The sequence below is a fragment of the Streptomyces sp. PA03-3a genome (assembly GCF_033792735.1).
Classification (GTDB): Bacteria; Actinomycetota; Actinomycetes; order Streptomycetales; family Streptomycetaceae; genus Actinacidiphila.
Genome location: NZ_JARAVM010000013.1, coordinates 194,729 through 215,541 on the forward strand (window position 1 = coordinate 194,729; position 20,813 = coordinate 215,541).

General features: G+C 73.6%; 18 protein-coding genes. 6 read left to right on the plus strand and 12 right to left on the minus strand.

Going from position 1 to position 20,813, the window contains the following annotated elements:
* Positions 1–11 precede the first annotated feature (11 nt).
* A complete protein-coding gene (locus tag PV342_RS18325; protein WP_400803188.1) occupies positions 12–899 on the minus strand; it encodes a LysR family transcriptional regulator in 888 nt (295 codons plus the stop codon).
* Between the two features lie 93 nt (positions 900–992).
* Between PV342_RS18325 and PV342_RS18330 the strand changes: the two genes are divergently transcribed.
* Genes PV342_RS18330 through PV342_RS18340 form a run of 3 tightly spaced genes read left to right on the plus strand, consistent with a single transcriptional unit; the run spans position 993 to position 4,410 of the window.
* Positions 993–1,718 (plus strand): succinate dehydrogenase cytochrome b subunit, encoded by a 726-nt coding sequence (locus PV342_RS18330; protein WP_037730947.1) that lies wholly within the window; start codon positions 993–995, stop codon positions 1,716–1,718.
* Positions 1,719–1,720: 2 nt separating this feature from the next.
* A complete protein-coding gene (locus PV342_RS18335; RefSeq protein WP_361006103.1) occupies positions 1,721–3,655 on the plus strand; it encodes a fumarate reductase/succinate dehydrogenase flavoprotein subunit in 1,935 nt (644 codons plus the stop codon).
* Positions 3,652–4,410, plus strand: a complete 759-nt coding sequence (locus PV342_RS18340; RefSeq protein ID WP_018557202.1) for a succinate dehydrogenase/fumarate reductase iron-sulfur subunit — start codon at positions 3,652–3,654, stop codon at positions 4,408–4,410. The genes PV342_RS18335 and PV342_RS18340 overlap by 4 nt, the downstream gene beginning before the upstream one ends.
* On the opposite strand, the gene PV342_RS18345 is transcribed toward PV342_RS18340, so the two are convergent.
* From PV342_RS18345 to PV342_RS18375, 7 genes are all read right to left on the minus strand, one after another.
* Positions 4,352–5,785: a lysine N(6)-hydroxylase/L-ornithine N(5)-oxygenase family protein gene (locus tag PV342_RS18345; RefSeq protein WP_018557201.1), complete on the minus strand. Its 1,434-nt coding sequence runs from the start codon at positions 5,783–5,785 to the stop codon at positions 4,352–4,354. The genes PV342_RS18340 and PV342_RS18345 overlap by 59 nt on opposite strands.
* The gene (locus PV342_RS18350; protein ID WP_400803182.1) at positions 5,782–7,167 is read right to left on the minus strand and encodes a pyridoxal phosphate-dependent decarboxylase family protein; all 1,386 of its coding nucleotides are present in this window, start codon (positions 7,165–7,167) and stop codon (positions 5,782–5,784) included. The genes PV342_RS18345 and PV342_RS18350 overlap by 4 nt, the downstream gene beginning before the upstream one ends.
* Before the next feature lie 261 nt (positions 7,168–7,428).
* Positions 7,429–7,569, minus strand: coding sequence for a hypothetical protein (locus PV342_RS18355; RefSeq protein ID WP_018557199.1), 141 nt, complete (start codon positions 7,567–7,569; stop codon positions 7,429–7,431).
* Between the two features lie 123 nt (positions 7,570–7,692).
* On the minus strand, positions 7,693–10,188 hold the full coding sequence (pepN, locus tag PV342_RS18360; protein WP_400803179.1) for an aminopeptidase N: 2,496 nt from the start codon (positions 10,186–10,188) through the stop codon (positions 7,693–7,695).
* A gap of 99 nt (positions 10,189–10,287) precedes the next feature.
* Positions 10,288–11,541: an acetamidase/formamidase family protein gene (locus tag PV342_RS18365; protein ID WP_400803176.1), complete on the minus strand. Its 1,254-nt coding sequence runs from the start codon at positions 11,539–11,541 to the stop codon at positions 10,288–10,290.
* A gap of 231 nt (positions 11,542–11,772) precedes the next feature.
* On the minus strand, positions 11,773–12,372 hold the full coding sequence (locus PV342_RS18370; protein WP_500317878.1) for a sortase domain-containing protein: 600 nt from the start codon (positions 12,370–12,372) through the stop codon (positions 11,773–11,775).
* A 13-nt stretch (positions 12,373–12,385) separates the two neighbouring features.
* Positions 12,386–12,628, minus strand: a complete 243-nt coding sequence (locus PV342_RS18375; protein WP_400803168.1) for a hypothetical protein — start codon at positions 12,626–12,628, stop codon at positions 12,386–12,388.
* Positions 12,629–12,825: 197 nt separating this feature from the next.
* Here PV342_RS18375 and PV342_RS18380 point away from each other — a divergent pair, with 197 nt between their 5' ends.
* The 3 genes from PV342_RS18380 (at position 12,826) to PV342_RS18390 (ending at position 15,286) form a co-directional block, all read left to right on the plus strand.
* On the plus strand, positions 12,826–13,224 hold the full coding sequence (locus PV342_RS18380; protein WP_361006081.1) for a VOC family protein: 399 nt from the start codon (positions 12,826–12,828) through the stop codon (positions 13,222–13,224).
* Positions 13,225–13,327: 103 nt separating this feature from the next.
* A complete protein-coding gene (locus tag PV342_RS18385; protein WP_400803164.1) occupies positions 13,328–14,350 on the plus strand; it encodes a class I SAM-dependent methyltransferase in 1,023 nt (340 codons plus the stop codon).
* Positions 14,351–14,383: 33 nt separating this feature from the next.
* Positions 14,384–15,286 (plus strand): hypothetical protein, encoded by a 903-nt coding sequence (locus tag PV342_RS18390; RefSeq protein ID WP_386989410.1) that lies wholly within the window; start codon positions 14,384–14,386, stop codon positions 15,284–15,286.
* A 12-nt stretch (positions 15,287–15,298) separates the two neighbouring features.
* Here the strand turns inward: PV342_RS18390 and PV342_RS18395 are convergent, their stop codons facing one another.
* From PV342_RS18395 to PV342_RS18410, 4 genes are all read right to left on the minus strand, one after another.
* Positions 15,299–16,309: an alpha/beta fold hydrolase gene (locus PV342_RS18395; protein WP_400803160.1), complete on the minus strand. Its 1,011-nt coding sequence runs from the start codon at positions 16,307–16,309 to the stop codon at positions 15,299–15,301.
* Positions 16,306–18,135: an alkyl/aryl-sulfatase gene (locus tag PV342_RS18400; protein WP_500317882.1), complete on the minus strand. Its 1,830-nt coding sequence runs from the start codon at positions 18,133–18,135 to the stop codon at positions 16,306–16,308. The genes PV342_RS18395 and PV342_RS18400 overlap by 4 nt, the downstream gene beginning before the upstream one ends.
* Positions 18,136–18,173: 38 nt before the next feature.
* On the minus strand, positions 18,174–19,238 hold the full coding sequence (locus PV342_RS18405) for a glycoside hydrolase family 113 (protein ID WP_500317883.1): 1,065 nt from the start codon (positions 19,236–19,238) through the stop codon (positions 18,174–18,176).
* The coding region (locus tag PV342_RS18410) for a DUF2334 domain-containing protein (protein ID WP_500317885.1) at positions 19,235–20,813 on the minus strand (1,579 nt) is incomplete at its 5' end. The genes PV342_RS18405 and PV342_RS18410, both read right to left, overlap by 4 nt.

Consider the following 20,813-nt stretch of genomic DNA (forward strand, 5'->3'; position numbering starts at 1 on the left):
GGCCTCGGGCCTCAGGCCGGTACGTGTTCCAGGAGTACGCGGCGCAGCTCGCGGGCGGCGCGCGGGGGCTCGGCGTCCTTGCGGTGCGCCAGGGCGACGGTGCGCTGCAGCCCGGGGGCCTCGAAGGGCGTCGTACGCAGCCGGGGACGGCGTCCGGCGACCATGCTGGGCACGACCGCCGGCCCGAGTCCCGCCTCCACGAAGCCCAGCACGGCGTCCATCTCGCCGCCCTCGATCGCGAAGCGCGGCTCGAAACCCGCCGCCCGGCACGCGCTGACGGTGAGCTCCCGCAGGTCGTAGCCGTTGCGGAACATGACCAGCGGCCGGTCCCTGAGGTCGCCGACACGGATGGTGGGGCCCGCGGAGGGTGGCGGGGCGTCGGCGGCGGTGACCACCACCAGGTCCTCGTGGAGCAGCGGCGTGGCGTCCAGGGCGGGGTCGTGGCTCTGCAGCGGCAGGACGATCAGGGCGAGGTCGAGGCTGCCGGAGGCCAGCTCGCGCACCAGGTCGCGTGAGCCGCCCTCCTCGACGACCAGCCGGATGCCCGGGTAGCGGTCGTGGAAGTCGCGCAGCACGTCCGGCAGCAGGCCGGTGGCGAGGCTGGGGGTCGCGCCGAGGCGCACCCGGCCGCGGCGCAGCTGCACCAGCTCCTGGACCTCCTGGGTGGCGGTCTCGGTGTCGGCGATGATGCGGCGGGCCAGCGGCAGCAGGGCCTCCCCGGCGTCGGTCAGCGCGATGTTGCCCCGGGCCCGGCTGAACAGGTTCGCGCCCAGCTCCCGCTCCAGTGCCTTGATCTGCTGCGACAGCGAGGGCTGCGCGACGTGGACGCGCTCGGCGGCGCGGGTGAAGTGCAGGGTGTCGGAGACCGCCAGGAAGTACACGAGCTGCTGCAGCTGCATGACCGCACGATAACCCACGATAGGCGCCCCCTATCGAAACGAGCCGGAACATGTCTTGGACCTGTCGTAGCAGGCAGACCTAGCGTCGGGCCCATGGCTTTGGCGACGACGAGGACGAGGACGACGACCGGCACGGGCCGCCGCCCGTCGCTCCTACGGGCACTGTGGGGCTCGACCGTGGGCAAGAAGGCGGTCATGGCCGGGACCGGCGTGATCATGCTGCTGTTCCTGGTCGCGCACATGCTGGGCAATCTGAAGATCTTCTTCGGCGCGGAGGAGTTCAACGGGTACGCGGCGTGGCTGCGCACCATCGGTGAGCCCGCCCTGCACAACAGCTGGTACCTGTACATCCAGCGCACCGGCCTGGTCGTCGCGGTGGTGCTGCACGGCGTCGCCGCCTACCAGCTCAGCAAGCGCGACATCAAGGCACGCCCGGCGAAGTACGAGCACAAGCGGCAGCGGGCCAGCTACGCGACCCGGACGATGCGCTGGGGCGGGGTGATCCTCGGCCTCTACATCGTCTGGCACATCCTCGACCTGACGACGCTCACCGTGAACCCGCTGGGCAAGGAGCACCACCCCTACGAGAACATCGTGGCCGACTTCCGGATCTGGTGGGTGAACGTCGTCTACATCGTCGCGATGCTCGCCCTCGGCCTGCACATCAGGCACGGCTTCTGGAGCGCCGCGCAGACCCTGGGAGCGGTGAACAAGCGCCGCGACCGCGCGCTGAAGATCACGGCGAACGTGCTGGCGGCCTCGCTGACCGCCGGCTTCCTCGTCGTACCCGTCGCCGTGATGACCGGATTGGTGGACTGACCATGGATTACCGACTGGGCGAACCGATCGCCGACACCAAGGCGCCGGACGTACCGATCGCCGAGCGCTGGGACCGTCGCAGGTTCGAGGCGAAGCTGGTCAACCCGGCCAACCGCCGCAAGCACACGGTGATCGTGGTCGGCACGGGCCTGGCGGGCGGCGCCGCGGGCGCCACCCTGGCCGAGCAGGGCTACCACGTCGTGCAGTTCTGCTACCAGGACTCCCCGCGCCGGGCGCACTCCATCGCCGCCCAGGGCGGCATCAACGCCGCGAAGAACTACCGCAACGACGGCGACAGCGTGCACCGCCTGTTCTACGACACCGTCAAGGGCGGCGACTTCCGCGCTCGCGAGTCCAACGTGCACCGCCTCGCCGAGGTCTCGGTGCAGATCATCGACCAGTGCGTGGCACAGGGCGTGCCCTTCGCCCGCGAGTACGGCGGCCTGCTGGACACCCGCTCCTTCGGCGGCGTCCAGGTCTCCCGCACCTTCTACGCCCGCGGCCAGACGGGCCAGCAGCTGCTGCTCGGCGCCTACCAGGCGCTGTCCCGGCAGATCGACGCGGGCAACGTGGAACTGCACGCGCGCACCGAGATGCTCGACCTGATCGTGGTGGACGGCAAGGCCCGCGGCATCGTCGCCCGCGACCTGGTGACGGGCGAGGTGTCGGTGCACATGGGCGACGCCGTGGTGCTGGCCAGCGGCGGCTACGGAAACGTCTTCTATCTGTCGACCAACGCCAAGGGCTCCAACGCCACCGCCATCTGGCGGGCCCACCGGCGCGGCGCGTACTTCGCCAACCCCTGCTTCACGCAGATCCACCCGACCTGCATCCCGCGTTCCGGCGACCACCAGTCCAAGCTCACGCTGATGAGCGAGTCGCTGCGCAACGACGGCCGCATCTGGGTGCCGAAGGCCAAGGGCGACACACGTGCGCCGAACGAGATCCCCGAGGACGAGCGCGACTACTACCTGGAGCGGATCTACCCCTCCTTCGGCAACCTGGTGCCCCGGGACATCGCCTCCCGCGCCGCCAAGAACGTCTGCGACGAGGGCCGCGGCGTCGGGCCGGGCGGCCAGGGCGTCTACCTGGACTTCGCCGACGCGATCGCCCGCATGGGCCGCGCCAAGGTGGAGGAGAAGTACGGCAACCTCTTCGAGATGTACGAGCGGATCACCGCCGAGGACCCCTACACCCGGCCCATGCGGATCTACCCCGCCGTGCACTACACGATGGGCGGCCTGTGGGTCGACTACGACCTGCAGACCACCGTCCCGGGCCTGTTCGCCATCGGCGAGGCCAACTTCTCCGACCACGGCGCGAACCGGCTGGGCGCCAGCGCCCTGATGCAGGGCCTGGGCGACGGCTACTTCGTCCTGCCCGCCACCATCAACGACTACCTGGCGCGCGGCCCCCACGACACCGTGGCCCCCGACCACCCCGCGGTCGCCGAGGCCGTCGCCGACGTCGAGGACCGGCTGAACCTGCTGCTCGCCGTGGACGGCGACCGCACACCGGACTCGTTCCACCGCGAGCTGGGCGAACTGCTCTGGGACGAGTGCGGCATGGCCCGCACCGAGTCCGGGCTGCGCAAGGCACTGGAGCGGATCCCGGCGCTGCGCGAGGAGTTCTGGCGCCGGGTGAAGGTGCCCGGCAGCGGCGTGGAGCTGAACCAGTCCCTGGAGAAGGCCAACCGGGTCGCCGACTTCCTGGAGCTGGCCGAGCTGATGTGCCTGGACGCCCTGCACCGCGCCGAGTCCTGCGGCGGCCACTTCCGCGAGGAGAGCCAGACCCCGGACGGCGAGGCCCTGCGCGACGACGAGAACTTCTCGTACGCCGCGGCCTGGGAGTTCACCGGTCCCGGCGAGGACCCGGTGCTCCACAAGGAGGCCCTCGACTTCGAGTACGTACACCCCACCCAGCGGAGCTACGCGTGAACCTCACCCTGCGCATCTGGCGCCAGCAGTCCTCCGAGGAGGAGGGCGCCATGGTCACCTACCGCGTCGAGGACATCAGCCCCGACATGTCCTTCCTGGAGATGCTCGACGTCCTCAACGAGGAGCTGATCCTCGCGGGCGACGAGCCCGTGGCCTTCGACCACGACTGCCGGGAGGGCATCTGCGGCGCCTGCGGCATGGTCATCAACGGCCAGGCCCACGGCCCGGAGCGGACCACCACCTGCCAGCTGCACATGCGGCACTTCAAGGACGGCGACACCGTCGACGTCGAGCCGTGGCGGGCCGCCGCCTTCCCGGTCGTCAAGGACCTGGTGGTGGACCGCTCGGCCTTCGACCGGGTGATCCAGGCGGGCGGCTACATCAGCGTGCCCACCGGCAGCGCCCCCGAGGCGCACGCGACGGCCGTGCCCAAGGAGGCCGCCGACTTCGCCTTCGAGCACGCCGAGTGCATCGGCTGCGGCGCGTGCGTGGCGGCCTGCCCCAACGGCTCGGCGATGCTGTTCACCTCGGCCAAGGTCAACCACCTCAACGTGCTGCCCCAGGGGCAGCCCGAGCGCGAGACCCGGGTGCTGGACATGGTCGCGGCCATGGACGACCAGGGCTTCGGCGGCTGCACCAACACCGGGGAGTGCGCCACGGCCTGCCCCAAGGGCATCCCGCTGCCGTCGATCGCCGCTATGAACCGCGAGTACCTGCGGGCCTTGCGCAAGGAGAAGTCGCGGTCCAAGGGCTGACCGGCTCGGTGGCCGCGCCGAGCCCGAAGGTCGTGAAGGCCGTCCGGGAGGGCAGCGGGTAGGGCTCCTTGCCGGTCACCGCGTTGAGGACGACCGCCGAGCGCCACGCGGCGAGCCCCAGGTCGGGGGCCCCGACACCGTGGGTGTGGCGCTCGGCGTTCTGCACGTGCACGGCCGCGCCGGTGCCCGCGACAACCGGGTCCAGCTCCAGCCGGTGGCACTCGTCGATCCGGGGCCGGCCGGACGCGTCGCGGCGGATGTACGGGTGGATCGGGGCGAGCAGCGCGTCCAGGGAGCGCTCGCGGTAGCCGGTGGCGAGGACGACCGCGTTGGTGACCAGCCTGCTGCGGGTGCCCTGCTGCTCGTGCTCCAGGTGGAGTTCGACGGCTCCCAGCCCCATCCGGCCGGCCGTACGGACCGTCACACCGGGAGTGAGGACGGCGTCCGGCCAGCCGCCGCCCAGGGTGCGGCGGTACAGCTCGTCGTGGACGGCGCCGATCGTCCCGTGGTCGATGGCCCGGTGCAACTGCCACTGGCGGGGCAGGAGGTTGTCGCGGACCGGCTCGGCCAGCCCGTGGAAGAAGCGCGTGTAGTCGGGGGTGAACTGCTCCAGGCCGAGCTTGCTGTACTCCATCGGGGCGAACGAGGGGCTGCGGGCGATCCACGTCAGCCGTTCGCGCCCGGCGGGCCGGGCACGCAGCAGGTCCAGGAAGACCTCGGCGCCCGACTGCCCGGAGCCGACGACGGTGACGTGCTCGGCGGCCAGCAGCCGGTCCCGGTGCTCCAGGTAGTGGGCCGAGTGCACGACGGGGACGGCGGGCGACTCGGCCAGCGGCCGCAGCGGTTCCGGCACGTACGGCGCGCTGCCGACCCCGAGCACCAGATTGCGGGCGTACGTGCGGCCGAGGGCCTCGGCCTGGCCGTCGGCGTCCAGCCGGGTGTGGTCCACCTCGAACACGGCGCGCCCGGGGTTCCAGCGGACGGTGTCGACCTGGTGGCCGAAGCAGGTGCTGGGCAGCGACTCGGCGACCCACCGGCAGTAGGCGTCGTACTCGGCGCGGTGCGTGTGGAAGCGCTCGGCGAAGTAGAACGGGAAGAGCCGCTCTCGGGTCCTGAGGTAGTTCAGGTAGCTCCACCGGCTCGTCGGATCGACCAGGCTCACCAGGTCGGCGAGGAACGGCACCTGGAGGGTGGCGTCGTCGAGCAGCAGCCCCGGGTGCCAGCGGAAGGAGCGCTCCTGCTCGTAGAAGGCCGCGCTGAGGTACGGCACGCCGTCGGCGAGCGCGGCCAGGGACAGGTTGCACGGGCCGATGCCGATGCCGAGCAGGTCGAAGGGCTGGTCCCGGTGGGGGTCGTGGTCGTCGGTCGCGGTCATCGGGGGGTGCTGCCTTCCTGGTGGGTCGCGCATACGAGCGTGAGCAGTGCCTCGAGGTCGGTGGGTGCGGTGGCCGGGTTGAGCAGGGTGGCCTTGAGCCAGAGCCGTCCGTCGGCGCGGGCCCGGCCGAGGACGGCGCGGCCGTCGAGCATGAGCCGGCGGCGGATCGCGGCGACCTCCTCGTCGCGGGCGCCGGTGGGGCGGAAGAGGACGGTGCTGACGGCCGGACGGGCACGCAGGGTCAGTGCGGGGTGCCGGTCCACCAGGTCCGCGAGGTGGCGGGCCCGGTCGCAGACGGCCTCGACGAGCCCGCCCAGGCCGCGGCGGCCCAGGGCGCGCAGGGTGACGGCGATCTTCAGCACGTCGGGGCGGCGGGAGGTGCGCAGCGAGCGGCCGAGCAGGTCGGGGAAGCCGGCCTCGGTGTCGTCGGCGGCGTTCAGGTAGTCGGCGCGGTGGTCGAGCGGGCGCAGCAGCCCGGCCTCCCGCACCGCGAGCACCCCGGCCGCCACGGGCTGCCAGCCCAGTTTGTGCAGGTCGAGGGTGACGGTGTCGGCCTCCCGCAGCCCGGTGAGCCTTGCCGCCTCCCGGTCGCTGAACAGCAGCGACCCGCCGTACGCGGCGTCGACGTGCAGGCGGGCACCGTACTCCCGGGCGGCGCGGGCGAGTTCGGGGAGCGGGTCGATGTCCCCCGAGTCCGTGGTGCCCGCGGTGGCGACCAGCAGGGCCGGGCCCCCGTCCGCGGCGAGCGCGTCCCGCACCCGCTCCGGGTCGAGCACCCCGCCGGGGGTGTCCACGACGAGGGGGGCGGGCATCCCGAGCAGCCAGGCGGAACGCGGCACGCTGTGGTGGCCGTTGGCCCCGGCGACGACCCGCACGCCGGTGGCGGTCTCCCGGGCCAGCAGCAGGGCGAGCTGGTTGGACTCCGTGCCGCCGGTCGTGATCAGCGCGTCCGGCGCGGCCGCGTCCGGGTGGACCAGGCGGGCCAGTGCGCGAGTGACCTCCGCCTCCAGCGCGGTCGCGGCCGGTGCCTGGTCCCAGGAGTCCATCGAGGGGTTGAGCGCGCTCGCGGCCAGGTCGGCCGCCACCGCCACGGCGAGCGGAGGGCAGTGCAGGTGGGCGGCGCACAAAGGGTCCGCCGGATCGGCCGCGCCCTCGGCGACCACCCCGACCAGCGCGCGCAGCGCCTCCGCGGCCCCGGTGCCGTCCTCCGGCAGAGCCTCCCCCAGTACCTCCCGTACCCGCCGCTCCACCGCCCCCGGGCCACCCGCGGGAAGCGGTCCCTTCCGGGCGGCCGCCCCCGCCGCGAGCGCGCCGAGCGCGTCCTCGACCAACGGGCTCAACCGGTCCGGCCCTTCACTTCCGCCGGCGAGATGGGGTGGCATGGAGTCGGCGCCCTCTCCGTTGTCGCGGGTCACCGGCGCGTGCGCGCTGGGCGACCTGCGTAACGACGCTCCCCCGCCCCGGGTGTTGCCACCGCGCCCCGAACGGTCGCCGCCCCGGCGCACCCGCGGACCGCCCACGAGCCGAGGCGCCGCCCCGGACCCCGTGGGCGCCCACCCGGGGACCATGGCGAAGCCCCGCGGCGGCCCGGATGGTTCCGGGCCGCCGCGGGGCTTCGGTGCGTCAGTCCGCGTGCGAGGCGGTCAGTGCTGCCGCTCCTGCCACGCCGCCGCGTCGGGCCGGGGCTGCCGCCTGCGCACGACGGCGATCACGATGCCGATGACGACGACGGCCGGTACGACCAGTATCAGGAGCAGCTCCGGTGCCCCGACTCTGCCGAACATGCGTACCTCCAGGTTGCTTTCCGCTCGAGCGTCGCTCACTGTACGGCGCAATGCCCCCATCGGCTCCCGGGCGCGCACCGGTCACCGTGGCCGTCCGCGCCGCCCGGCCCCGCGCGGGCGTCCTCAGCCGGTCCGCACGCGCAGGGCGCGGCGCAGGTCGTCGAGCTGGTCGGCGAGTCGGCGGCGCAGCGCGGGGGTGGGGGCGGGGTCGCCGGTGCGGAGGCACTCCTCGCCGAGGTCGAGCACGGCGGCCTCGACGACGGGGACGGGGAAGGCCCAGCGGCCCGCGGCCTCGGCGAGTGCGGGGCCCCGGCGGGCGGCGACCGCCACCGCGGCGGGGAAGAACCGGGGCACGTACTCCCGGACGAGGTCGAGCTGTTCGGGCTGCCAGAAGCCCTGGGCGGTGGCCGTGAAGAGGTAGTTGGACAGGGTGTCGCCGTCGAACATCCGCGCCCAGGCGTCCCGCTTGGCCTCCGGGTCGGGCAGCGCCGCCCGGCAGCGGGCGGCGCCCTCCTGGCCGGTGGCGCTGGGGTCGGAGGCCAGTTCGGCCGCGATGTCCTCGTCCGACGCCGCGCCCAGGACACTGAGCCGGGTGAGGATCTGCCAGCGCAGTTCGGGGTCGAGCGCGGGCCCGCCGGGCAGTGAGCCCTCGGTGAGCCAGCCGCGCAGGGCACCGGGGTCGGCGGTGGCGGCGATGAGCTCGCGGGCCGCGGCCAGCCGCAGCCCGGGGTCCTCGCCGGCGAGCAGGTCGCGGGCGAGCGCCTCCAGCGTGGCGAGCGCGCCGGGTCGTTCGGCGGCGGGCAGGTAGCGGTCGGCGATCTGCCCGCGGGCGAACCCGAGCACCCCCTGCACGACGGCGATGTCGGTCTCGTACGTCAGGTGGGTACGGGCGACGTCGAGGTAGGCGGCGGGCGGGAGTTCGCCGTCCCGGACGAGGTCGCGGGCGGCGTTCCAGACCAGGGCCCGGCTGAGCGGGTCGGGCAGGCCGCGCAGCGCGGCGACCAGGGTGTCCCAGGACCGGGCGTCGAAGCGGATCTTGGCGTACGTCAGGTCCTGGTCGTTGAGGAGCACCAGGTCGGGACGGGTTCCAGGACGGGCGCCGGGCGTCTCGCCGTTCGCGGGCACGTCGGTCTCGAAGCGCTCGCGCAGCACCAGTTGCGCCGGGTCGTCGCCGGCGCGGTCGTACGCGGCGACGGCGATGCGGTGCGGGCGGCCGCCCTGCTGCGTGACGTCGAGCCGCCAGCCGCCGTCGGCGTCCGCGGGGACGGGGGTGAGCGTGTCGACGCCGGTCGTGCGCAGCCAGCGGTCGGCCCAGGCGTGCACGTCGCGGTCGGTGGCGCCGGCGAGGGAGTCGATGAAGTCGGCGAGGGCGGCGTTGCCGAAGCGGTGCCGCGCGAAGTGCTCGTTGATGCCGGCGAGGAAGTCCTTGCGGCCGAGCCACGTGACGAGCTGGCGCAGCGCCGAGGCGCCCTTGGCGTAGGAGATGCCGTCGAAGTTCAGCAGGGCCGAGGCGGTGTCGGGAACGGCCTCCGGCGCGGGGGCGACGGGGTGGGTGGAGGGGCGCTGGTCGGCGTCGTAGCCCCAGCCCTTGCGGGCGACGGCGAAGTCGGTCCACGTATCGGTGAACCGGGTCGCCTCGGAGAGCACCTGGTAGCCCATGTACTCGGCGAAGGACTCGTTGAGCCAGATGTCGTCCCACCAGCGCAGGGTGACCAGGTCGCCGAACCACATGTGGGCCATCTCGTGGGCGACGACCATGCCGCGGGTCTGCCGCTCGGTGTCGGTGACGGCGGAGCGGAAGACCATCTCGTCGCGGAAGGTGACCAGGCCGGGGTTCTCCATCGCGCCCGCGTTGAACTCGGGGACGAAGGCCTGGTCGTAGGAGTCGAAGGGGTACGGCTCCTCGAACAGCTCGTGGTAGCGGTCGAAGCAGCGCCGGGTGATGTCGAAGAGCTCCTCGACGTCGGCGTCCAGGTACGGGGCGAGCGAGCGGCGGCAGTGCAGCCCGAAGGGCAGACCCGCGTGCTCGGTGCGCACCGAGTGCCAGGGGCCGGCCGCGACGGCGAGCAGGTAGGTGCTGATCGGCGGGGTCGCCGCGACGCGCCAGCGGCCCTCCGCCTCGCCGGTGCGCTCGGCGACGCCGTTGCCGAGGACGGTCCACGCGGCGGGCGCGGTCACGGCGACCTCGAAGACGGCCTTGAGGTCGGGCTGGTCGAAGGCGGCGACGACGCGCTGCACGTCGTCCAGGAAGAGCTGGGTGTACAGGTACGTCTCGCCGTCGGACGGGTCCGTGAAGCGGTGCATGCCTTCACCGGTGCGGGAGTACCGCATGTCCGCCTCGACCCGCAGCTCGTGGGGTCCGGCGGCGAGGCCGGTGAGCGGCAGCCGGTTGCCGTCCAGGGTCGCGGGATCCAGCGGTCGCCCGTCCAGGACGGCGGCGTGCAGCACGGCCGGCTTCAGCTCGACGAAGGTGTCGCCGTCGGCGAGGGCGGTGAAGCGGATGTCGGTGGTCGATCCGAACACCTCGTCGCCGCGGGTGAGGTCCAGGTCGACGGAGTAGTGCTGGACGGCGATCAGCCGGGCGCGGGTCTCGGCCTCGGCGCGCGTGAGAGCAGGCATGCCGCCATGCTGCCCCATGCCCGGCCCGCGGCGCACGGGGGTTCCCCGCGGCCCGCCGTCGCCCGGCTCCGGCGCCCGGACGTCGGCCCCGGCCTGCCGTCAGGTGAAGATGCCGCGCGGAAGGGTCATCGACACGAGCCAGGACGGCAGGTCCACCGTCTCGTTGATCTTCAGGTCGCCCGCCACGCTGCAGAGCGTGTAGGCCTCGTGCAGGCTCAGCCCCTGGTCGCCGGCGAGCCAGTCGATCATGTCCCGGACCGCGTTCTTGGCGTTCTCCATCAGGTCCGGTCCGGTGCCGGTCGTCTGGTAGTAGCCCTGGGCGAGCATCTCCTCGGACAGGGCCAGCTGAGTCGGGTCCGCGGCGGGCACGACGGCGCGGGGGCCGGCGATCACCGTGTCCGGGACGATGCCGAAGCGCAGGGTGACCGCCATGAGCGTCTCGATGGCCGTCCCGGTCACCTCTCCGTCGCCCTGCGCCATGTGCCCGTCCCCGGCGGAGAACAACGCGCCCTCGGCGTAGACCGGGATCTGCATCCGTGTTCCCCTGACGAGCTGCCGGATGTCCGTGTTGCCGCCCATTCCGCCGCTGACATCGGGTGGGAAGGTGCGGTACATGCCCTTGCGCAGGGGCGCGACGCCCATGATCCCCATGAAGGGCGCGACGGGGATGCGGGCCTGCCGGCCGGTGTCGGCGCCGGTGAACGTGGCGAAGCCGGTGTTCTGGCCGCGCTCGAAGCCGAACAACTGGATGAACGGGGCGCCGCTGTTGTGGGGTTGGTCCTCCGGCAGGGCACCGGCGGCAGGGCCGGGAGTGGGGTCGCTCAGCTGGGAGGCCTCGCTCCACGGGGCGAGCGGGGCGAGCGGTTCGGGGCGCAGGGATCCGAAGAGGCCCAGGGCGGAGCTGACGACGACGTAGCCGAAGTCCACGAGGGGGGCGACGTCCAGGACCTCGACCTCGAGGATGTCACCCGGCTTCGCGCCCTCCACCTCGATGGCGCCGGTGAGCGGATGGACCTTCCCCAGGTCGATGGTCAGGGTCGCCTCGGGGGTCATCGTCCGGGCCGCGGCGCCGATGTCCAGGGCGTCGCGGCACAGCAGTTGGACGACCTCGCCCGGCCGCACCGTGGTGACCGGACGCAGGTCGCGGTTCCATCGGTTGTGCAGCACGTGGCCGAACCCGTCCACGACCTTGTCCCCGTCCGGTCCCGTCGTCACGTCCGGGCCGCCGGCGCCGGCGACGTCCATGCCGCCGACCGTCCCGCCACCCGCCGCCAGTGCCGACAGCGCGGCCGCGGCCGGTCCCGCGGAGGCCTGCTGGACCAGGCTGCGGGCGCCTGCGGTACCAGAATGCACGAAACACATCGCGGCCTCCCGTGGCCCTGCGTCCCGGGTGCCCGCGGCCACCCGGCTTTCGGGGCACGACCCGGTGTCGGCCGGGCGGCGCCCGAGGCGGCGGGGAACCGGGTGGCGCGCCGCTGCGAGGGCGCGCGACTCCGTCATCCGATGCGGAGCGGCCCCGCTCCTCACGATCCTCCGCCGAAAATGCCGCGGCAACCGGGGGCGGGGGACGTGCGGGCGCGCGACTCAGGAGGCGTGGACGGCGGTCGCCCGCACGACCAGCGTCCCGGTGGGCCGGCCACCGTCGTGCCGGTCTCCCGCGCAGGTGACGAGCCGAAGGGTGGACGTGTCGCCGCCGGCGCGCCGGACCTCGGTGACCAGGGCGTGCCGGGGCAGGTGCTCGACCTGCGTGACGGTGAAGCGGACGCGGCTGCCGTCGCGCCGGGTGACGTCGACGGTGTCGGCCAGGCGCACCTCGTGGAGGTCGTGGAAGACCGCGCGTCCGCGCCTGCCGTCGTCGCGGCCCACGATCACGGAGGTGCCGGTGTCGCCGGGGGCGGCGCTGCGGTCGTACCAGCCGGCGTAGCGGCCCTGCTCGGTGGCGGGGATCTGGAGGGTGCCGTCGTCGGTGACCCCGAGATCGACGACCCGGGCGTGCACGCCCGCGCTGGGGATGTCGATCGTCACGGGGGTGTGCCCGTCCGGGTCGGAGGCGCGGGCGGGTGTGCTGCCGTGGACGACGGCGGCCGCCCGGCCCTGCCCCGCGTGGGTGGCCGCCCAGCCGGTCGCGGCGGCGGCGACGGCGAGGAGGACGAGGGCGAGGACGTTGATGCGACGGTGCGTCATCCGCATCCCGGGCTCACCTCGGACGGACGGCGTGGAGGACACCGAAGACGCCCGTCGCCGGCAGCAGCGCGCCGGTCAGCGCCGGCCCCGGACCGAGGGCGCCGGGGATCCCGGCCACGCACCCCACGAGGACCACGAGCGCGGCGAGCGCCGCGCCCCGGGCGACGGCGGTCCGGGCGACGGCGGTCCGGGCGACGGCGGTCCGGGCGACGGCGGTCCGGACGGTCGCGGCGGAGGTGGCGCGGACGGCGGACATGGGTCGGGGTCCCTCGGGCGGCGGCGGTACGGACGTCGTGGCCGGCCGCCGGGCGACGGGCGGCCGGCCACGGGTCCCACCGTACTGAGCCCGAGGGTGCCGGGGCCTCCACCGCCGGACGGGTTCCGTATCAGCCGAAAGTATGGTCCTGGGGGCGGGTCTTGCGTCCGCAGGAGGACGCCGGGCAGGCTCGGCGGATGATCGCCACCTTGCAGTGCACCGTGATCGACTGCCCGGACCCGACCGCGCTGGGCACCTTCTACCAGGGCATCCTGGGCTGGGCGCTGGACACCGCGGACCCCTCGTGGGTGACCCTGACGGCCCCGCACGGTGCCCGGTTCGCCTTCCAGGAAGTGCCCTTCCACCGGCCTCCGCGCTGGCCCGACCCGGAGCACCCCCAGCAGTTCCACCTCGACTTCGACGTCCCGACCCGCGCCGACGTGGAGCGGGCCCACGAGGAGGTCGTGGCGCTGGGCGCCGTCTTCCTGCACGACAGCGGCGGCGAGCGCAGCGGCTTCCGGGTCTTCGCCGACCCGGCAGGGCACCCGTTCTGCCTCTGCTACGGGCAGGCTCCGGGGCCGGCCGTCACGGGGTGAGGGGCCGCCGGCCCGGTGTCGGTGTCGGTGCCCGCTTGTACGGTGTCCGCATGCCGCCGCCGGGTGCGGCGGCATGCGGACACACAAGGCCGAGGGGGACGGTATGGACACGGGACGAACGGCGTACGAGCCGGTCGGGCAGGACCCGGACCCCGCGTCGGTGCGCCGGGTCACCTTCGTGCCGTTCCTGCCGGGCGGCCTGGTGGGCGCGGTACGCGGCGGCGACGGGGTGGTGCGGCTGCCCTCCGGCGAGGTGCTGCCCGGAGAGGACTGGATCCTCGACACCGCCGCCCGGGTGCCGCTGGAGACCGCCGGCTACTACCGGCAGCGTGTGCACCCCTTCGCCTGGGACCCCGGGCGGCAGCGGCTCTACGCCTGGCTGGACGGCGACCGCTACCGGGGCCGGCGGCCGCACGCCGCCGACGCGGACCTGGTCGTGGCCGACGCCGGCACGATCGCGGGCATGCTCCCCCAGGGTTCCGACCGGCGTGCCGTGCTGGACGCCGCGCGTTCCTTCCGGGAACAGGACGACGCCTCGTACTTCGCCGACAACCTGCGCCTGCTGGAGCCCGCCTACCTGCGGGCGACCACGCCCGAGGGCGGTTCGGGCTTCGGCCGGGAGCCGGAGCAGTGGCGCGCGCGGCGCTCGATGGTGGTCGAGGCGCTGCACAAGGACGGCACGTTCCTGGACGTCGGCTGCGCCAACGGGCTGCTGATGGATTCGGTGCGGGGGTGGGCGGCGGAGCGGGGCCGGGTGATCGAGCCCTACGGTGTGGACTTCGCCCCGCGCCTGGTGGAGCTGGCCCGGCGCCGGCTGCCGCGCTGGGCCGGGCGGATAGCCGTGGGCAACGCGCTGGACTGGCGGCCGGCGGACGGCGGGCGGTTCACGTTCGTGCACGCCCTCGCCGACTGCGTGCCCGAGCGCCGGCTGGGCGACCTGGTGCGCAGACTCCTGGCGGAGCTCGTGGAGCCGGGCGGCCGGCTGCTGCTCAGCGTGTACCAGGCGGAGGGCGGCACCGCGCCGACCGCCGTGGAGCGGCTCGCGGCGCTGGGTGTGCCGGTGGGTGGTTCGGCGAGCGGCGCGGGGCCGGAGCGCACGGCGACAACGGCCTGGGTCGACGCGTAGGCTCGAAGCGTCGTACCCGCTTGGGGAGGCGCCGTGACCGAGCCGTCGTCCAGCCCGATCGTGCACGGCTTCCCGCATCTGGAGCAGGTGCGGACCGCCCTGACCGCGCTCTACCGGCGGCTGTCGTACGACACGGTGAGCCGCTTCCCGGCGAGCGTGCGCCCGGAGGCCGTGGCCTTCCCCGCGGACGAGGACCTCCATCTGGGCGCCCAGCGGGTGGCCCGGGCCATCGTGCAGCACTTCCGCCTGCCGGAGGCCCGCATGGTGGTCAGTTTCCGGGACATGGTGCACGCGGGCAACGTGGAACTGGCCGCGGGGCCCGAGTACTTCGTGGAGCTGCACGGCCGCTTCCGGGACGACCGGCGGGACGTCGGGGCGGTGCTGGCGCACGAGGTCATGCACGTCTACCTGCACCGGCTGGGCCTGGAGTTCCCCGGAGCGCGGGAGAACGAGATCCTGACCGACACCGCCACGACCTATCTGGGCGCGGGATGGCTGCTGCTGGACTCCTACCGCGAGGAGCCGGCGCTGCTCGGGGAGCGGCTGACGACGGCCGCGTCCAAGCTGGGCTACCTCACCCCGGAGGAGTTCGGCTACGTCCTGGCCAAGCGGGCGCAGGCCTTCGGCGACGACATCGAGCCGTGGCTCACCAGCCCGAGGGCCCGCGAGGCCTACCGGGCCGGACTGCGGGTCGCCGAGGACGATCTGCGGCATCCGCCGATGGTCGGCTGCGGCTGGGCGGGCCGCCGCCGGTACGCCCACGACCGGCGGCGCGGCCTCGCGTACCCGGCCGCCGGCTACGCCTTCGAGGGCGGCGACCCCCAGCGGGTCTCCTTCCCCTGCCCCATGTGCCACCAGCGGATCCGGGTACCCGTGCGGGGCCGGGTGAAGGCACGGTGCGGGCTGTGCCGGACCGTGCTGGAGTGCGACACCTGACCGCGCGGGTGCTCAGCCGGTGGGCGGGGCGGCCTCCCGCAGGAAGTCCAGCAGCGCGGCGTTGACCTCCGCCGGGCGCTCCTGCTGGGTCCAGTGCCCGCACCCGGGCAGCACCACCGGTTCGCGCAGCGTGGGGTGGAGCCGCCGCAGCGCCGGGATCAGCTCGGACATCCCCGGGAAGCCGTGGACGAGGTCGCGGTCGCCGGTGACGTAGAGGGCGGGGACCTGGAGCGCGGCGCCGGCCCAGGGCGCGGTCAGCCGCCAGTTGCGGTCGATGTTGCGGTACCAGTTGAGCCCGCCGGTGAAGCCCGGCCCGGCGTACTCGGCGGTGAAGGCGTCGAGGTCCTCCTCGGTGAGCCACTCCGGCAGTTCCTCGGGCTCCTCGACGATGTCGAGGAAGCCGCCGCCCGGCGGTACGAGGGGCTGCGCCGGAACCGGGTCGTTGGCGGGGTTGGCGCCGCAGGCGCCGTACAGGAAGCGCCGGAAGGTCGTCCGCGGGTCGGCGGCGAACTCGGCGTCGGCGACACCGGGCCGCTCGAAGTAGTTCCAGTAGAAGTGCCCGCCGTACAGCTCCCGCATGGCCCGCAACGGCGGTGTGCCGCCGCTGCGCACGGTCGGCGGGACGCTGAGGCCGGCGACGGCGCGGACGACGTCCGGCCGCATCAGCGCGGTGTTCCAGGCGACGGGGGCGCCCCAGTCGTGGCCGACCACGGCGGCGCGGCTCTCGCCGAGGGCGTGCACGAGGCCGACGACGTCGCCGACGAGGTCGAGCACGGTGTACTCCTCGACGGCGCCGGGCCGTTCGCTGCGGCCGTAGCCCCGCTGGTCGGGGGCGACCACCCGGTAGCCGGCGGCGGCGAACGGCCCGAACTGGTGGCGCCAGGAGTACCAGCACTCGGGGAACCCGTGCAGCAGCAGGACGAGCGGGCCCTCGCCCGCCTCCGCGATGTGCAGCCGGATTCCGTTCGCTTCGACGGTGCGGTGCCGGACCGCCGCGCGCCCCGCGCTCCGGGGGACCTTCACGGTGTGACGATCGGGAAGTCCTGGTCGGCGGCGTCCAGCAGCCCGACGAGGGTCGCGACCACCTTCAGGTCCCCCTCGTGCTCCACGCCCTCGAAGCGGCCGCCCGCGAGGAGCCGGTGCAGCTCGGGCCGGGTGAGGGTGAGCGTCAGGTCGGCGTGCCGTACGGCGGGGCGCCCGTCCTGGGTGGAGAAGTAGGTGAGGGCGCCGTTGGAGAGGGTCAGGTGCCAGGTGCGGTGCTCGTCGGTGAGGCGCCAGTCGATGGTCAGGTGGACGTCCCACGCCTTGGGGCCGTTGACGCGGATGGCGAGGGAGTCGATGAGCTGGTCGACGGTGAGGGCGGCCATCACGTCCGGGTTGGCGATGACGACCGGGGTCCTGGTGACGCCCTGCCGCAGTTCCTGGGCGCCCATCAGGTAGAAGTTGCGCCAGGGCCCGTTCTCGCAGCCGTGCCCCAGGCGCTCGTAGAGCAGGGCCAGTTCCTCCGCCGCGCAGGCGTGCCCGGGGTCGGCGAAGACGGCGTGGCCCAGCAGGGTGACGGCGAAGCGCAGGTCGCCCGCCTCGGCGTACTCCCTGGCCTTGGCGACGGTGGCGTCGGTGCCGCCGAGGCAGTCCACGTAGCGGCGCGCCTCCGCCACCGGGGGGTGCTGCCACAGGTGGGCCGGGTTGCCGTCGAACCAGCCCATGTAGCGCTGGTAGACGGCCTTCACGTTGTGGCTGAGGGAGCCGTAGTAGCCGCGGTTGGAGTTGAGCCGTTCCAGGGCGGGGGGCAGGGTCAGTTCCTCGGCGATCTCGCTGCCGGTGAGGCCTCGGTTGATCAGCCGCAGGGTCTGGTCGTGGAGGTAGGCGTACAGGTCGCGCTGGTGGGACATCAGCCGGTGGATGCCCTCGCGGCTCCAGGTCGGCCAGTGGTGGGAGGCGATGACGACGTCGGAGGCGTTGCCGAAGAGGACGAGGGCCTCGTTGAGGTAGTGCGCCCACAGCCGGGCGTCGCGGACCTGCGCGCCGCGCAGGGTGAGGACGTTGTGCATGGTGTGCGTGGCGTTCTCCGCCATGCACAGCACCCGCTTGGCGGGGAAGTGGAAGTTCATCTCGGCGGGCGCCTCGGCCCCCGGGGTCAGCTGGAAGATCATCCGGACCCCGTCGATCGTCTCGTCCTGGCCGGTGCGGGTGACGTGCACGGTCGGCGGGATCAGGGTGACGGTGCCGGTGGAGGCGGTCTGGCCGAGGCCGCAGCCGATCTGCCCGGCCGGCCCCTTGGGCAGTTCGGAGCCGTACATGTAGACGGCGCGGCGGGTCATCGCGACCCCGGCGTCGACGCTCTCGCCCGCGGCGTGCTCCAGGAAGCCGGACGGGGCGAGGACGGGCACCGGGTCGTGGCCGTGCGGCAGGACGCCGCGGGCGCCGCCGAAGTGGTCGACGTGCGAGTGGCTGTAGATGAGGGCGGTGACGGGCCGGTCCCCCCGGTGCTCGCGGTAGAGGGCGAGGGCGGCGGCGGCGCACTCGGCGGAGCGGAGGGGATCGATGACGACGACCCCGCGGTCCCCCTCGACGAGGGTCATGTTCGACAGGTCGAGGCCGCGTACCTGGTAGATGCCTTCGACGACCTCGAACAGGCCCTGCCGGGACGCGAGCCGGCTCTGCCGCCACAGGCCGGGGTGCGCGGTGTCGGGGCACGGGCCCTGCAGGAAGGAGTACGCGTCACCGTCCCAGACCACCCGGCCGCCGCCGTCGGTGACGCGGCCGGGGGTCAGGGCACCGAGGAATCCCCGGTCGGCGTCGGCGAAGTCCGTCGTGTCCTCGGTTGCGCCGGGTGCGAGAGCCGTCATGACGACACAATGTCAGCGTTTAGTCGGAATTGTCACGCTCATGTGCGCCACCAGCGGCGCAGTACCTCCTCCGCGGGTTTGCCGTGCGGGCTGTACGTGAGCCGGGCCGGGGTCTCACCGCTGTCCGGCCAGTCGTCCCACATCCACCAGCACACCCCGGCCCACCAGCGCTCCCCGTCCAGGGCGGAGAGCAGCGCCTCGTAGGCGGCCGCCTGTTCGGCCTCCCCCGGCTGCCGGCTGACGGTCCAGGAGTACGGCGCCGTGGTCGCCCCCCGCTGGCTGACGTACCCGGCCTCCGTGAACAGCACGCGGCGGTGGTACCGGGCGGAGTGGCCGGCCAGCTCCCGGATGACGGGCCGCCAGGCGTCGCGCAGCCTGCGGGCGTCGGTGGTGGGGCGGTCGGCCAGCGGCCAGTAGGCGTCGACGCCGATCAGGTCGAGGGCGCCCCAGAAGGGGACGTGCTCGTACTCGTCGTAGTTGGCGGCGTAGACCAGCGGACCGCCGTAGGCCTCCCGGACGGCGCGGATCACCGCCTCCCAGCGCCTACCGTCCCGCGAGGTGCCGGCCAGTTCGGTGCCGACGGAGAACCGCTCGACGCCGAGCGATCCCGCCAGTTCCGCGTAGTGGGTGATGAAGCGGGTGTACGAGGCGAACCACGCGCCGGGGTCGGCGGGCGTGATGCCGGCCCGGTCGCCACCGCCGGTGAGGTCGACGTGCGGCTTGAGCAGCACCTTCAGGCCGGCGGCGTGCGCTTCTCGGACGATCCGCCGCAGGCTCGCGTCGCTCGCGGTCTCCCCGGTGGTGCGCATCGAGGAGTCGTGGATACCGGACTGGTACCAGGTGGGGGTGAAGGACACCCACCCGGCGCCGGTGGCGGCGATGCCGCGCAGGTAGCGCCCGGCCGCGGGGCTGTCGTAGTCGTCCGCGGCCCAGGAGGGCAGCGCGATGCCGCGGACGCGGTCGTCCGCGGTGTCGCGGGGGCGCTCGTGCGGCCGGTCGTCGGGACGGTCCGCGGGCCGGGCGCCGACGGTGGTGCAGCCGGCGGTGAGGGCGAGGACCGCCGCCGCGACGGTCGCGGCGGCGGTCCTCCCGGACAGGGTCATCCGGCGGTCGCGGGGCTGACGAAGGTGTAGCCCAGGGCGCGGATGCCCTCGACCGTCTCCTTGAGCGGCTCGACCGGGTAGTAGGGGTGGTAGAAGAAGCTGGCGTAGCCGTCGCGCACGGCGAGGTTCGCCTTGGCCGAGGCGATCAGGTCGGCCGGCAGGCGCGCCGGGTGGTTGTTGTAGGCCTCGGGCTCGTAGTTGCCGATGTTCTCGGGCAGCACCTTGGTGCCGTACACGTCCTTGACGACGTAGGGGAAGAACTGCCCGATGAAGCGGTTGGGGTCGGCCGTACTGCCGCCGAGGGTGCCGGAGAAGTACAGCGAACGTTCCAGACGCGCGGTGTAGTTCCGGGCGAAGACCTTGTAGTCGGTGGCGGAGGCCGCGTAGTGCGGGGTGGTCCACAGCTTGGGCACCGGCAGGCCCGCCAGGGCGAACTGCGTCAGGCCCAGGGTGACCCGGGTCTGCGCCCACAGGGCGGAGTCCCCGGTGACCGGCCCGTCATAGACCACGTTGTCGGAGGCGTCGACGTGGGCCCGGTAGAACTCGAAGTCGTCGCCGGTGACGCCGTTGTAGGGGTTGGCGGTGTTCCCGTGCTGGTGGGTGTACCCGTGGTTCATCAGCACGGCGCCGTGCTGGAGCATGTACTTCAGGGTGGCGACCAGTTGCGGACGCTGCACCAGGGTGACCGTCTGCGGCTGACCGTTGTTGTACGTGCCCTTGGGGTCGGTGTAGACGGGGATGACGTTGATGCCGTAGGGGATCTGCTCCGCGGCGAGGTAGTCGGCGATGGCCCGCAGCTCCGCGGGGTCGGAGTTGGGGCTGATGTCCTCCAGCCGCATCATGGCCCGGTGCCGCTCGGCGGTGGCGGGGGCGAGGGAGTCGAAGAGCAGGTCCTGGAAGGCGATGATCCGGTCGCTCTCGGAGACGTAGGCGAAGGGGATCTCACCGACGTAGGTGAGGTTGCCCGAGCGCAGCGCCCACGGGAAGTCGGTGCCCGTGCTGGTGTCGCGGGCGGTGGCCAGCCGTGTCACCGCCGGGTAGCCGGGCCCCGGCATGACGGCGGGCCGCAGCACGCCGCCGTCCTGGCCGGCGGGGACCTTCCGGGTGAGGGTCTGGTTCTTGTACGTCACCTGCGTGACGCTGCCGACGCTGCCGTTCGCCTCGAAGTACGACGCGGTGGGGTCCCAGCCGTACTTGTTCTGGAACTGGGCGACGCCCGTCGCGTTCGCCAGCGACCAGATGTTGTCGGCGAGCCAGGTCACCGGGCGCGTGGTGGTGACCACGTCCTGGTAGAAGGCGGCGGGAACGGCGTCCGGGACGCTTCCGCCGTAGTAGGTGGAGCCGATGTAGTAGGTGGCCGTGTACTGGCCGACCATGCCCGCGGTGTACTGCGAGACGGGCTTGGCGGTCACCGTCCCGAAGTGGCCGGCGAGGTTGGCGGTGGCCATGGCGTACAGCTCGCCGAGGTGCCCGTAGGGGCCGGCGGTGTCGTACAGGACGAGCGCGGTGGTGCCCGCGTCGGCGGCGGCCGCGGCCCGCGCGGAGCCGGCTGCCAGCGGGGCGCGCGCGCCGGCG